The 13964-nt window shown below is 68.0% G+C and carries 13 protein-coding genes, 1 tRNA gene and 2 pseudogenes; 15 read left to right on the top strand and 1 reads right to left on the bottom strand.

The genetic code is table 11. The features are described 5' to 3' along the window. Positions 1 to 260 precede the first annotated feature (260 nt). The 6 genes and pseudogenes from B7X32_RS10895 to pgl form a co-directional block, all read left to right on the top strand. Positions 261 to 800, top strand: a pseudogene (locus B7X32_RS10895) (transketolase C-terminal domain-containing protein); the annotation flags it as partial. 21 nt (positions 801 to 821) lie between these two features. After that, the gene (tal, locus tag B7X32_RS10900; protein WP_292719385.1) at positions 822 to 1934 is read left to right on the top strand and encodes a transaldolase; all 1113 of its coding nucleotides are present in this window, start codon (positions 822 to 824) and stop codon (positions 1932 to 1934) included. Continuing rightward, the gene (locus tag B7X32_RS10905; protein WP_292719386.1) at positions 1931 to 3550 is read left to right on the top strand and encodes a glucose-6-phosphate isomerase; all 1620 of its coding nucleotides are present in this window, start codon (positions 1931 to 1933) and stop codon (positions 3548 to 3550) included. Before tal ends, B7X32_RS10905 begins: the two co-directional genes overlap by 4 nt. A gap of 36 nt (positions 3551 to 3586) precedes the next feature. Further along, positions 3587 to 5134, top strand: coding sequence for a glucose-6-phosphate dehydrogenase (zwf, locus tag B7X32_RS10910; RefSeq protein WP_292719387.1), 1548 nt, complete (start codon positions 3587 to 3589; stop codon positions 5132 to 5134). Beyond that, positions 5131 to 6066, top strand: a complete 936-nt coding sequence (locus tag B7X32_RS10915) for a glucose-6-phosphate dehydrogenase assembly protein OpcA (RefSeq protein WP_292719388.1) — start codon at positions 5131 to 5133, stop codon at positions 6064 to 6066. The genes zwf and B7X32_RS10915 overlap by 4 nt, the downstream gene beginning before the upstream one ends. Before the next feature lies 1 nt (position 6067). Further along, complete coding sequence (pgl, locus tag B7X32_RS10920; RefSeq protein ID WP_292719389.1) at positions 6068 to 6847, top strand: 6-phosphogluconolactonase; 780 nt, start codon at positions 6068 to 6070, stop codon at positions 6845 to 6847. Between the two features lie 38 nt (positions 6848 to 6885). On the opposite strand, the gene B7X32_RS10925 is transcribed toward pgl, so the two are convergent. After that, complete coding sequence (locus B7X32_RS10925) at positions 6886 to 7980, bottom strand: DMT family transporter (RefSeq protein WP_292719405.1); 1095 nt, start codon at positions 7978 to 7980, stop codon at positions 6886 to 6888. Between the two features lie 127 nt (positions 7981 to 8107). Between B7X32_RS10925 and def the strand changes: the two genes are divergently transcribed. From def to B7X32_RS10970, 9 genes and pseudogenes are all read left to right on the top strand, one after another. Further along, positions 8108 to 8674, top strand: a complete 567-nt coding sequence (gene def / locus B7X32_RS10930) for a peptide deformylase (protein WP_292719391.1) — start codon at positions 8108 to 8110, stop codon at positions 8672 to 8674. 140 nt (positions 8675 to 8814) lie between these two features. Beyond that, the gene (locus B7X32_RS10935) at positions 8815 to 9327 is read left to right on the top strand and encodes a septum formation family protein (RefSeq protein WP_292719393.1); all 513 of its coding nucleotides are present in this window, start codon (positions 8815 to 8817) and stop codon (positions 9325 to 9327) included. A 158-nt stretch (positions 9328 to 9485) separates the two neighbouring features. Beyond that, positions 9486 to 9558, top strand: a tRNA-Asn gene (locus B7X32_RS10940). A gap of 245 nt (positions 9559 to 9803) precedes the next feature. Continuing rightward, positions 9804 to 10951: pseudogene (locus B7X32_RS10945) on the top strand (IS3 family transposase). 404 nt (positions 10952 to 11355) lie between these two features. Further along, positions 11356 to 11565 (top strand): hypothetical protein, encoded by a 210-nt coding sequence (locus tag B7X32_RS10950; RefSeq protein ID WP_292719395.1) that lies wholly within the window; start codon positions 11356 to 11358, stop codon positions 11563 to 11565. A 480-nt stretch (positions 11566 to 12045) separates the two neighbouring features. Beyond that, entirely contained in the window at positions 12046 to 12414 is a 369-nt protein-coding gene (locus B7X32_RS10955; protein ID WP_292719397.1) for a hypothetical protein, read from the top strand. Continuing rightward, on the top strand, positions 12398 to 12778 hold the full coding sequence (locus tag B7X32_RS10960; RefSeq protein ID WP_292719399.1) for a hypothetical protein: 381 nt from the start codon (positions 12398 to 12400) through the stop codon (positions 12776 to 12778). Before B7X32_RS10955 ends, B7X32_RS10960 begins: the two co-directional genes overlap by 17 nt. A gap of 20 nt (positions 12779 to 12798) precedes the next feature. Beyond that, positions 12799 to 13110 (top strand): hypothetical protein, encoded by a 312-nt coding sequence (locus B7X32_RS10965; RefSeq protein WP_292719401.1) that lies wholly within the window; start codon positions 12799 to 12801, stop codon positions 13108 to 13110. A gap of 607 nt (positions 13111 to 13717) precedes the next feature. Beyond that, a partial coding sequence (locus tag B7X32_RS10970) for a hypothetical protein (protein ID WP_292719403.1) occupies positions 13718 to 13964 on the top strand: 247 nt, incomplete at its 3' end.

Here is a 13964-nt window from a genome sequence, read left to right on the forward strand (position 1 = left end):
AACGCGAGGGCGACGGTCGCCCCAAGCACAGCGTGCCGAAAATCGGCGGGCCGAAAACTCATACACTTGTCTCCCGAAAGACCTTGCAGATACTGCCGCCAAGCCAACCGCACTGCGCGCGCGACCGGCAGAAACTGCAGGATTATCCCCGTGGCACCCTGACCGGTCAAACCGCCCCCATGTCCCCGAATCCGCTCCAGGGCGCGCAGTTCACGCTCGCCGCCCATCGTGTCCGCCAATTGCCCGCCGACGAGGGTGCCGAGGTGGCGTTCGCCGGCCGGTCCAACGCCGGCAAGTCCAGCGCGCTCAACGCGCTGACCCGCCAGAACGTGCCGAACTTCGCGCGAGGCACGGGTGACGCGTCGGGCGACACGTTCGCCGCGGCGTCGAACACGGTCAAGGGCGCCTACGTCCTGGCCGAGGCGCCGGGCGGCACGCCCGACGTGATCCTCATCGCCACCGGCTCCGAGGTCCAGCTCGCGGTCGCCGCCCGCGAGACCCTGGCCGCGGAGGGCGTCAACGCCCGCGTCGTGTCCGCCCCCTCGCTCGAGTGGTTCGCCGACCAGGACGAGGCCTACCGCGAGTCGGTCCTGCCGGCCGCGGTCAAGGCGCGCGTCTCGGTCGAGGCCGGATCCACCCTGTCCTGGCACGGCATCGTGGGATCGACCGGACGCTCGGTCGGCATCGACCACTTCGGCGCCTCCGCCGACTACAAGACGCTGTTCCAGAAGTTCGGCATCACCGCCGAAGCCGTCGTCGTCGCGGCGCATGAGACCATCGCCGCCAACGCGGCCGCATAAGCACGGATCCGAGGAGAACGCATGACCACCCCCACCGCAGCACTCACCGCCGCAGGCGTCTCGATCTGGCTGGACGACCTGTCCCGCACCCGGATCACCTCCGGGAACCTCGCCGAGCTCATCGCCTCCCGCAACGTCGTCGGCGTGACCACCAACCCGACGATCTTCGCGAACGCGATCACCAACCCGGACGACACGTCCTACGACAGCCAGGTCGCGCAGCTCGCGGCATCGGGCGCGAGCGCCGAGGAGGCCATCTTCGAGGCGACCACCCAGGACGTGCGCGATGCGCTCGACGTCTTCCGTCCGGTCTGGGAGCAGACCGGCCACGTCGACGGCCGGGTCTCGATCGAGGTCTCCCCCGACCTCGCGCATGACACCGACGGCACGATCGCCCAGGCCAAGGACCTCTGGGCCAAGGTCGACCGCCCCAACCTGCTCGTCAAGATCCCCGCGACCAAGGCCGGACTCCCCGCGATCACCGCGGCGATCGCCGAGGGCATCAGCATCAACGTCACGCTGATCTTCAGCCTCGAGCGCTACGCCGAGGTCATCGACGCCTACCTCACGGGCCTCGAGCAGGCCAAGGCCGCCGGCCACGACCTGTCCACGATCCACTCCGTGGCCTCGTTCTTCGTGTCGCGTGTCGACACCGAGACGGACAAGCGCCTGGCCGCGATCGGCACCGAGGAGGCCGACGCGCTCAAGAGCAAGGCCGGCCTCGCGAACGCCCGCCTCGCCTACGAGCTGTACGAGCAGACCTTCGCGGGCGACCGCGCCGCCGCTCTGCTCGCCGCGGGCGCCAACCGCCAGCGGCCGCTCTGGGCGTCCACCGGCGTCAAGGACCCGGCCCTGCCGGACACCCTGTACGTGACCGAACTCATCGCGCCGAACGTTGTAAACACGATGCCCGAGAAGACCCTCGAGGCCACCTTCGACCACGGCGTCGTGACCGGCGACACCGTCACCGGCGCGTACGAGGAGTCCCGCGAGGTGTTCGCGGGTCTCGCGGCCGTCGGCGTGGACTTCGCCGACGTGACCCAGGTGCTCGAGGACGAGGGTGTCGAGAAGTTCATCGACTCCTGGCACAGCCTGCTCACCCAGGTCCGCGAAGGACTGGAAGCCCAGCGGTGAGTTTCGAGATCCACACGTCCGGGGCGCCGAAGGCGGCGATCGACGAGGTCGTCCCGCGTCTGGTGGGCGAGCTGATCGCGTCCCGGATCACCGGCGGCGACCCGACGGTGTGGGGCGAGGCCGCCGAGGCCGAGGCGAGCATCCGCCTCGGCTGGGTGGACGCGGTCTCCGTCTCCCGTCCGCTCGTGCCGGAGATCCTCGCCCTGCGCGATGAACTCGCCGGCAAGGGCGTCACGCGCGTCGTGCTGGCGGGCATGGGCGGATCGTCCCTCGCCCCCGAGGTCATCTCGCAGACCGCGGGCATCGACGTCACGATCCTCGACTCGACCTCCCCCGGTCAGGTGCTCGCCGCGATCGACGCCGGTCTGGCCGACGCCGTGCTCGTGGTGTCCTCCAAGTCCGGATCCACCGTCGAGACGGATTCGCAGCGACGCACGTTCGAGGCGGCGTTCCGCGATGTCGGGATCGACCCCGTCGAGCGCATCGTCGTCGTCACCGACCCCGGGTCGCCGCTCGACGAGTCGGCGCGCGCCGCCGGCTACCGCGTGTTCAACGCCGACCCGAACGTCGGCGGCCGGTATTCCGCACTGACCGCCTTCGGACTGGTGCCCTCGGGGCTGGCCGGCGTCGACATCTCCGAGCTGCTCGACGAGGCCGAGGCCACGCTGCTGCAGGTCGCGATCGACTCCGCCGAGAACCCGGCGCTCCTGCTCGGTGCGGCGATCGCCGCCAGCGCGCAGACCCCGGGCGGTCCGCGGCGCGACAAACTGGGCCTGATCACCGACGGCACCCACATCGTGGGCCTGCCCGACTGGATCGAGCAGCTCGTCGCAGAGTCCACCGGCAAGGAGGGCACGGGGATCCTTCCCGTCGTCCTGCTCCCCGTCTCGCCCGAGGTCGACGCCCGGCCGGCGGACCTGCAGCTGGTGCGCCTCGTCGACGAAGCCGACGAGTTCCACCTGCGTGAGCGCCACCCCGAAGAGATCCTCGTCAGCGGAACGCTCGGCGCGCAGTTCGTCGTGTGGGAGTACGCCACCGCGATCGCGGGATACCTGCTCGGGATCAACCCGTTCGACCAGCCCGACGTGGAGTCGGCGAAGATCGCCGCGCGCGGTCTGCTCGACGCTCGGCCCGAGGCCGCGCCGGCCGCCTTCGAGCAGGACGGGGTGGAGGTCCGCGCATCGGACGCCTCCCTGCTCGCCTCCGGCACGATCGCCGGCGTCCTGGACGCCCTGTGGCGGACGCTGCCGGCGGACGGCTACGTGTCGATCCAGGCCTACGTGAACCGGCTCGAGATGCCGCAGCTCCAGGGCCTCCGCGAGCTCGTCGCCGCGGATTCCGGACGGCCGACCACGTTCGGCTGGGGTCCGCGGTTCCTGCACTCGACGGGTCAGTACCACAAGGGCGGGCCCGCGCAGGGCGTGTTCCTGCAGATCCTCGAGCGCACGGACGTGGATCTGGAGATCCCCGATCGCCCGTTCACCTTCGGGCAGCTCATCGAGGCGCAGGCCGCGGGAGACGCCGGTGTGCTCGCTGCGCACGGCCGCCCCGTGGTGACCCTCACGATCACCGAACCCCAGGACGATGTGCTGGACCTCTTCGAGGCCGCGCAGTAAGCACCCCCAGAGAGCACTCAGGAGAATCCCCCGCTGATGACTGTTCCCGTCTCTCGCGGCAGCAACCCGCTGCGCGACCCCGATGATCGCCGGCTGAACCGGATCGCGGGGCCCAGCGCCCTCGTGATCTTCGGCGTCACCGGCGATCTGTCGCGCAAGAAGCTGATGCCCGCCGTCTACGACCTCGCCAACCGCGGCCTGCTGCCTCCCGGGTTCGCCCTGGTCGGCTTCGCCCGCCGCGACTGGGAGGACCAGGACTTCGCGCAGGTCGTCTACGACGCCGTCAAGCAGCACGCGCGCACCCCGTTCCGCGAGGAGACGTGGGCGCAGCTGCTGCAGGGCATCCGCTTCGTGTCGGGCGAATTCGGCGATCCCGATGCGTTCCTACGCCTGCGCGAGACCGTCGAGAAGCTCGACGTCGAACGCGGCACGATGGGCAACCACGCCTACTACCTGTCGATCCCGCCCAACCAGTTCCCGCTCGTCGCGCAGCAGCTGCGCGACTCCGGGCTGGTCGAGGCCCACGAGGACGCCGACCACTGGCGCCGTGTGGTGATCGAGAAGCCGTTCGGCCACGACCTGGCCTCCGCGCGGGCGCTCAACGACGCCCTCGAGGGCACCTTCCCGGCCGACTCGATCTTCCGCATCGACCACTACCTCGGCAAGGAGACGGTGCAGAACATCCTCGCGCTGCGCTTCGCGAACGAGCTGTACGAGCCGATCTGGAACCGCAACTACGTCGACCACGTGCAGATCACGATGGCCGAGGACATCGGCGTCGGCGGACGCGCCGGTTACTACGACGGCATCGGCGCGGCCCGCGACGTCATCCAGAACCACCTGCTGCAGCTGCTCGCGCTCACCGCGATGGAGGAGCCGATCAGCCTCTCGGCCGAGCACCTGCGCGCCGAGAAGGAGAAGGTCCTTGCAGCGGTCTCGCTGCCCGACGACCTCTCCCTGGCCACCGCCCGCGGGCAGTACGCCGGCGGCTGGCAGGGCGGCGAGCAGGTCACCGGCTTCCTCGACGAGGACGGCATGGATCCGGAATCCATCACGGAGACCTACGCCGCGGTCAAGCTCGAGATCAACACCCGCCGATGGGCCGACGTGCCGTTCTACCTGCGCACCGGCAAGCGCCTGGGCCGCCGCGTCACCGAGATCGCGGTCGTCTTCAAGCGCGCACCGGAGCATCTGTTCGGCGGCGCGCAGACCTCGGAGCTGGGCCAGAACGCCCTCGTCATCCGCGTGCAGCCCGATGAGGGCGTGACGCTGCGCTTCGGATCCAAGGTTCCGGGCAACGGCAGCAACGTGCGCGACGTGACCATGGACTTCGGCTACGGACACGCGTTCACCGAGGCCAGCCCCGAGGCGTACGAGCGTCTGATCCTCGACGTCCTCCTCGGCGATCCGCCGCTGTTCCCGCGACACGAGGAGGTCGAGCTCAGCTGGAAGATCCTCGACCCGGTGGAGCGGTACTGGGCCGCCGAGGGCGGCCCGCTGGAGCAGTATGCTCCCGGATCCTGGGGCCCGGCCTCCGCCGACGCCCTGCTCGCCCGCGACGGACGTGTCTGGAGGCGCCCGTGATCATCGATCTGCCCGACACCACCACCAGCCAGGTCGCGAAGAACCTGGTCAAGGCTCGCGAGGAAGGCGGCGTGGTCGCACTCGGCCGCGTGCTCACGCTCATCATCGCGGCGCCGGACGACGCGCTCGAGGCAGCGGTCGACGCGGCGAACGACGCGTCCCGCGAGCACCCGATGCGCGTCATCGTGCTCACCACGAGCGAGGGCGAGGCGCGTCTGGACGCGCAGATCCGGGTCGGCGGCGACGCCGGCGCGAGCGAGGTCGTCGTGCTGCACGCCTACGGGGCCGCAGCCAGCAACGAGGAGAGCCTGGTCACCGGCCTCCTGCTGCCCGACGCCCCCGTGGTCGTCTGGTGGCCGACACTGGCGCCGGAAGCCTCTGCCGAGTCCCCTCTCGGACGCATCGCGCAGCGCCGCATCACCGACGCGGCGACCGCGACCGACGTGCGGGCGCAGCTCGAGGTGCTCGGCCGCACGCACGTCCCCGGCGACACCGACCTCGCCTGGACCAGGCTCACGCACTGGCGGGAGCAGCTCGCCGCCGTCCTCGATCAGCCGCCGTTCGACGAGGTGACCGCGGTCGAGGTGCGCGGTGCCGCCGATTCCCCGTCCACCGCGCTGCTCGCCGCCTGGCTGGGCCTCGCGCTGGACGTGCCGGTCCGCTGGGCGTACGAGCCGATCGCGCAGTGGGCGCACGGCATCAAGTCGGTGCGGCTCTCCCGTGCCAACGGCGACATCCTGCTGGAGCGCCCGGTACCGGGATCCGCGATGCTCACCCAGCCCGGACAGCCGGATCATGAGCTTCATCTGCCGCGGCGGACGCTGCGGGAGTGCCTGGCGGAGGAGCTGCGCCGGCTCGACCCCGACGTGCTCTACGGCCGTGTGATCACCGAGGGCTTCGCCAAGCTCAGCGCGCCGGAGCCGGTCGCCTGACATGGCCGCCGACTCCCCCGCCAAGCGCGTCGTCATCGACGCGGATCCCGTCTCCCTGGCGCGTCGCGTCGCCGACCGCTTCCTCGTGCGCGTCCAGGCGCGGATCAGGGACGGACGTATCGCCCATGTCGCGCTCACCGGCGGGAGCATGGGATCCGCCGTGCTGCGCGCCGTCGCCGAGGACGCACGCGCGGCCGAGGTGGACTGGTCGCTCGTGCACTTCTGGTGGGGCGATGAGCGCTTCGTGCCGGCGGACGACCCGGAGCGCAACGCGGGGCAGGCCCGTGCGGCGCTCCTCGACCGGATCCCGGTCCCCCCGGAGAACGTGCACGAGATGGCGGCGAGCGATGCGGGGCTGACCCTCGACGAGGGCGCCGCGGCCTATGCGGCGGAACTCGCCCGCTTCGGCGAGGGCGGGCGCGCATGGCCCTCCTTCGCCGTGTGCTTCCTGGGCGTCGGCCCGGACGGCCACATCGCGTCGCTGTTCCCCGACCGCCCGGAGATCACCGTGACCGAGGCCGCCGTGCTGCCCGTGCGAGACTCCCCCAAGCCGCCGCCGGAGCGGATCACACTGACCCGCCCCGTCATCAACGCGTCGAAGCGGGTGTGGCTCGTGCTCACCGGAGCCGAGAAGGCGTCGGCGCTCGGTCTCGCGCTGGCCGGGGCGAACTACGAGAACGTGCCGGCCGCGGGCGCCAAGGGGCGCAAGCGCACCGTGTTCTTCGTCGACGAGGCCGCCGCCTCCGAGGTCGCGCACGACCTCATCGACGTCGACTACTGAGCCGGATCATCGTCTGACGGACCGGATCCGGTCTCCGCTCAGACGCCTGCGGATCCGTTCCCGCGCTCGTCGGCATCGCCGTCGGTGCGGGGCGGATCCTCTCGTCGTATCGGGGCCACGTTGGACGGCCACTCCGGCACATCCCCCGGGGGCACACCCGGAGAGGCGGATCCCGCCGGAGGCGTCTCCGTGTCCGCCTGCCCGGCTTCGCCGTGCGGGGCGGACGGCATGGCGCCGCCGGAGCTTCCTCGCGTGATCGGCAGCTCCTGGCTCTCGCTGACGACCTGCGGGTGGTAGCGGGCGAGCGTCACGACGCCCCAACCCGCGATCGCGCCGGAGATCCCGAACGCGATGAACACCCACGACGGGGCCGCCGCACCTTCCTCGAGCACGAGCAGGCCGATCAGCACCGCCACCATCGGGTCGACGACCGTGAGGCCCGCGATCACCAGGTCCGGAGGACCGGATCCGTACGCGGTCTGCACGAAGTAGGCGCCCGCGGCGCCCGCGGCGATCAGTGCGATCACGCACACGGCCGTCAGCCAGTCGAACTGGCCGGCCTGGATCCGGTTGATGACGGCCTTGGCGAGGGTGGCCACGAAGCCGTACAGGATGCCCGCGCCGGTCACGTAGAAGAGAGCGCGCATGCGGCGCCGCAGGATCAGCCAGCAGGCGCCGAGCAGGATGATCACGACCAGCAGGATCGTGAGGATCGTGAACAGCTGGATCTCGCTGATCGCCCGCTCGACCGCGAACAGCGCGGCGAACAGCACGAAGATGAAGATGCCGCCCACGCACGCGAAGATCGACACGAGCGAGCGCTTGGTGGGCGTGATGCCCGTCACCCGGGCGTTCAGCAGGGTCGTGATGACCAGCGCGATCGCGCCCAGCGGCTGGACCACGATCAGCGGCGCCTTGGTGAGCGCGGCGAGCTGGCAGATGATGGCCAGAGCCAGCATGAGCGTGCCGGCGATCCAGGAGGGACGCGTGAGCAGTCCGCGCACCTGCACCCAGCTGAGGCCGGTGGCCGCGTCGGAGCCGCTGAGCCGCTCCACCTTCTCCACGCCGCGGTGCTGGTACTGCGCACCGAGCGACATGAACACCGCCCCGGCGAGAGCGAGTGGGATGCCCATGAGCAGGCCGGGGTTCTGGAAGACCCCGGCGAGATGCTCGCCGACGTCGGCCGCCCCTATGGTCCGCGTCACGTTCTCCAGCACCCTTCGAGCCTACCTGCCGTGATGCGCCGACTAGGGTTGACGCGTGGCTGTGCTTCCGATTCGCATCATGGGCGACCCCGTCCTGCATTCCCCCGCCGACCCGGTCGGCGAGATCACCGACGAGATCCGCACGCTCGTGGCAGACATGCACGAGACCATGGATACCGCGCCGGGCGTCGGGCTCGCCGCGCCCCAGGTGGGCGTCGGCCTGCGGATCTACGTCTATTCGTACGTGGACGACGACGAGAACCCCTGGCGCGGGGAGATCATCAACCCCGTGCTGTGGATGGCGCCCCTCGAGCCGGGCTCCCCCGACCCCGACCTCGAGTCGGAGGGCTGCCTCTCCTTCCCCGGCGAGCGGTTCCCGCTGCGTCGCTCCGAGCGCGTGCTCGTGACGGGCGTGGATCTGAACGGCGACGACGTGCGCATCGAGGTCGACGGATGGCGCGCCCGCATCATGCAGCACGAGTTCGATCACCTCGACGGCATCCTCTATGTCGACCGCCTCGACGACGGCGACTGGAAGACCGTGCAGAAGATCGCCCGCAAACGCGGCTGGGGCCGCCCCGGGGCCAGCTGGATGCCGGGCGTGGACGACCTCGAGGGCTGACCCGAAACTTCGACTCCGACCAGAAATCCCCCTGGACAGACCGGCTTTCCTGCAGGTTTGAGATTTCCTCTTCTGCACCGGTACGTTCGTAGCGGTCCCGCATTCTGCGTGGATTCATAGCTTCTAGAGGGGGAATTCCCATGAACGACCGCGCTCTTCTCCGTCGCGTCGCCGTCGTCGGCTCCGCGCTGGTCCTGGCCGCAGGGCTCAGCGGCTGCAGCGTGCTCAACAGCGTGCTCGGCAGCGGAGGCGGCGATGCGCCGCGCGACGACAAGTCCAAGGTCACGGCGAGCTCGAACATCGGCATCTTCAACCTCAAGCTCGGCGACTGCAAGATGAGCGACACCGGGACGACGATCAGCGAGACCGACGTGGTGCCCTGCGACAAGCCGCACGACGAAGAGGTCTTCTACGAGTTCAAGCTCGAGGGCGCTGAATACGACTCCGCGGCGATCGACACCGAGGTGGAGAAGTGCGCCGGCGACGCGTTCACGACGTTCATCGGGGTCGCTTACGACGCGTCCTCGCTCGACGTCTCCTACATGACGCCGACGAAGGACACCTGGGACTCGATGAACGATCGCCTCGTGCAGTGCATCGTGAGCGACCCGGCCGGGCAGACGACCGGCTCCCTCAAGGGCGCCGCGCGCTGATCCCCACAGATCCTGCACCGACGGAGGGGCCCGTTCCGGCGGGTCCCTCCGAGGGTGCACGACGGCCGCGGGGGCGACGCGCCCGGGCGTCGGGCCGAGGCGGAGTAGGCGCGGATCCTTTGCTATAGTTGACGAGTTGCCCGCGCAGCGGGAAGCATTCCTCGGTAGCTCAATTGGCAGAGCAGCCGGCTGTTAACCGGCAGGTTCTTGGTTCGAGTCCAAGCCGGGGAGCTCTCAGGCCCCCAACTCCCTTGATTTTACAAGGAAGTTGGGGGCCTTTCCCGTGTCCGCATCACTCACACCCCTGCGATCCACTCCCGATAAACGCAACAAAAACCCCCGACCTACGGCATTTCCGATGACAGTGCGCCGGTCGTTACGGGCCACTTCGCGTTTGAGTGTACGAAGTCGGGACTGCTGAGGGTTGGGGTGACTCCTGAACTGTGGTGATTCGTCACCGCTGGAAGGATGTCCTCATGCCTAAGCCGTTCCCCAAGGAGTTCCGGGACGATGTCGTTGCGATCGCGCTGAAACGGGAGTCGTCGTTCGCGCAGATCGCGCAGGACTTCGGGATCTCGGAGTCATGCGTGCAGCGGTGGGTCAAGATCGCCGAGGTCGACGGCGGCCGCCGCCCAGGTGTGACCTCGAGCGAAGCGGCCGAGAACCGTGAGCTGCGCAAGCGGGTGAAGCTGCTCGAGCAGGAGGTCGAGATCCTGCGGCGGGCGGCGGCGTATCTGTCGCAGGCGAACCTGTCCGGCCCAAAAGGCTCTACCCGCTCGTGAGTGAACTCGCCGCGGACGGTGTCCCCGTCGCGGTGACGTGCCGGGTGCTGAAGTTCGCGAAACAGCGCTACTACCGGTGGGTGCAGGAACCCGTCTCGCAGCGGGACTGGGACGACGCGCACCTGATCAACGCGGCGATCGATGTGCATGTGAACGATCCCGCGTTCGGGTATCGGTTAATCGCCGACGAGCTCGCCGAGGCCGGGTTCACCGCATCGGAAAGGCGGGTGTGCTCGGAGAACGGGGTCTTCAGCGCCTTCGTCCGCAAACGGCGCGGCAAGGGGCGTCTTGGCGGTCCGCCCGTGCGCGACGATCTCGTCCGGCGTGAGTTCACCGCGACTGGCCCTGACCGGCTCTGGCTTGCCGATATCTCGGAGCACCCGACCGGTGAGGGCAAGGTCTATCTCTGCGCGGTCAAGGACGTCTGGTCGAACCGGATCGTCGGGTACTCAATCAACGGATGACCTCAGAGCTTGCGGTCTCGGCCCTGCGGATGGCGATCCAGCGTCGCACCCCTGTCAGAACGACCGTTCGCAGCGATAGGGGCAGTCAGTTTCGTTAACGGCGTTTCCCAAGCCGAGCTCGACCGGCACGGGCTTGTCGGTTCGATGGGCAGAGTCGGTGCTGCCGGTGACAACGCGGCGATGGAATCCTTCTTCGCGCTGCTGCAGAAGAACGTGCTCAACAGCCGCCGCTGGGGCACGCGCGACGACCTCCGTCTCGCGATCGTGACCTGGATCGAACGGACCTATCACCGGCGCCGCCGGCAACGCGCCCTCGGCAGGTTGACGCCCGTCAAATTCGAAGCCATCATGACCGCACCAGCCGCTTCCGCGGCCTAACCAGAAGAGTCACCTAGGTGCTGAGCGGTGGCCTACTTTGCAAGGCCGCGCCGGGCCGGCCTTTGTTTCCGACACCCCCATTGGCCCGCGCCGAGCGCCACGCCGGCTGGACGATCTCAGGCTTCATTCCGCCAAGAAGCTCCCGATCGGCGTCAGGTCCGCGCGGAACCGCGTGCCCACCCGCGAGGCTCGACGCTGAGCGCTCCGTGTCTTATCCACGGCTCAATTAGCCAGTACATCTCACCGCACATGCGCCGCCGTGCGCACGGAACCTCCGAGAAACCGCTCAGAAAGTTACGCTTCATCGCCCGCAACAAGCCCATCAGGGCAAACTCGGGTTTCATCACATCCAGGTCACCACTTCAGAACGTCACGTCACCAACCGTGCAGCCAGGGAGACGCGCATGAACAGCACCAAGTCGGGTGTCCCGCACCTCGGAACCGGACCCTCACAGGTGGACCTCAACAAGGGTGCGGCATGGATGATTCCGGTGATCTACGCCTCAGTTGATGTGCCCACGCAGGCCGTCACAGGCCAGCGAGGCGCAACAGCCACTGCCCCCGATGCCACCATCGCTCCCGTCCCGGTTCGCACCCCCAACTACGACCGTTGACTGGTCAGTCCTTGACATGGATCCAAGCGCTCGCGGGCTTCAGCAAGTCGTTATTGCGCCCGTCCCCAACTCAACCACGCGAGTTCTTCGCCAACATTCGCCAGGCACTCGGGTGATTGGTCGAGATGCCGTTCCAGGCGGACTTCGACTCAATCGTTCCGATGCCGTACAGCCGATGGGCGCGGCAGGAGCCCCGTCGAAGGTTGGCAGCGAGTTCGTCAACCAGCCCAATTGGAGCCGACAACGCGTGCAGAATGCCCGAGTTAATCCCGGACGTTTCAGCAGTCGGCTACGAACGCTGGAGAAGGTCCGTCGTATCAGCTCCTCGCGCTGGAAGACAGGCTTGCGATCACCGCCAGATCGCGTGTCCATCGCATGCGCCGGCCAGGTCGTATGTTCGCGTGATGAACCGGAGGTGATTGCGTCTTGAAGGACGTGAGGGTTAGCAACGGAGCAGAGCCATTCGGTGAGGTTACGCCTGTGACTCCATCAACGTTGAACGACGAAGTACAACGTGAACTCCAGCGGGGTTCGCGTCACGGCGCGCTCCTGCCCTCACGCGATTGGACGATTCTGAACAGGATCGAATCCGACCACGGTGTCGACGAACTCACGTTGCTTGCGCCCGAGCATCGCCTCGACATCTTGCACGCTCCGCGGGTAAGGCGAATCGTCAAGCGCTTGGTGAAGCGTGGATTCGTGCGGCGAGACGCAACGCGACTTCTGCCTACCGTCGCGGGCGTCGGCGCCGTCCATCCGTTCATGTCCGTCAACTCGGGAAGCAGCTTGTACCCGAAGCTTCGGCAGATGCTCGCAGAAGAGAAGGTGATCGGTGCACGCCGAAACTGAGCCGATTCAGATCGACAGACAAACATTGGATCTCACTGCCATCTCGTCGGTGCTGGTCACGACCACCTCGGATCCCCGAAATCTCACCACCTGGACTGCGATGCTGACTGTCGAGGACCATTCGGGCACCGCCATCGCGACAGCGACCGTGGATTTGCCCGCCAATGAACGCAGCGAACTGCCTGGGGATCTGTACGAAGCAATCCTCATCTACTTCCATGGTCAGCTCGAGCCAGACATGGACGATCTTGCCTGGTTCACGTACGAGGTCCGCGCACATCTAGTCCGGCTCTCGCCGTTCACTGCGCTCGGCGCGCCGCGTGCGGCCCCACAGACCCTGGAGCTCAACGCTTCCAGGACCTAGAACAGGAAAGGAACACACCCGTGACCAACTACCTTTTGATCTACCGTGTCGACCCGGCCGCGATGGCAGCGATGCCTGAGCCCACGCCGGAACAGGGCGCCGAGATGATGAACGCCTGGAACGCGTGGGCAGCGCGCGCCGGAGATGCCATCGTCGACTTTGGCGACCCCACGTCCGCCGTCTCGCCTGGAGCGGATCCGACGGTCGGTGGATTCTCACTGCTGCAGGCGGACTCGTACGACACGATCGCGTCTCTACTCGACGGACACCCGCACACAGCGATGGGCGGAACCATCGACGTCTACGAGCGGCAGCCCGTCACCGCCGCCTGACCGTAGTCATCGGAAGGCCCTCGACCCTGCGAATCCGGGGTCGGGGGCCTGTTTGCGAGAACGCGTCGCGCAAGGTCCGTGCCGTTGACATGTCACCGGCACTTGTTCTTCGGACAACCGGCGCAAGGCTCTCTTCCCCCACGGGACCCAACTCAAAACACGCTAGGCGACGGAACACTCTCAGCCGTAGAAGGCTCCGGTTCCCGACATCGTCAGCGCATCCCCACCACCAATCACCCGATTCCTCCGGCGCAGCGAGCCAAAGTATCCGGCATTGCCTGCAAATAGGTGCTAACTCGTCGCAATAGTCCTCTCATGGACGAAGGCATGAAGGACAGCGCTTGGGGAAGTGCTTGAGAGTTGACTTGGGGACGCAAATGTCATTTGAAGCTGAAGCCATGAAGTGGGCCGGCTGCTGCCGCGAGTACACGACCCGTGGCTCGCGCCCCTGAGCAGAAATACCCGACATCGGCACATAGCGGCTTTGCTCCGCTCCGCCACGGCGCCAACTGCCGAAGCCGCCCGAACGATGCACACGCGCTCTGGGCGATTCGGGGAGAACGACGGAACTCAGGGGCGATGCCCCCGCAATTGAGGAGCTGGTGACTTGAATCCCGCACATGGGGACACCCGCAACACGCAACGTGGTGACCGCCGACATGGCGCGTTGTTCCGTTCCACCTTGCTCGCGTGGAGCGGGCGACGGCTCCGGTCGGCCGCCGCAGTACTGCTTGTCGCGCTTGTTTCCGGCGGGCTGGCTCCGCTGACGGCCATCTCATCCCCCGCAGAGGCCGCATCGACGTCGTTGTCGACCGTGACGAAGACCGGGACCGATATCACTAACGTGATATCGG

It is taken from the genome of Microbacterium sp. 13-71-7 (genome assembly GCF_002257455.1).
GTDB lineage: Bacteria > Actinomycetota > Actinomycetes > Actinomycetales > Microbacteriaceae > Microbacterium.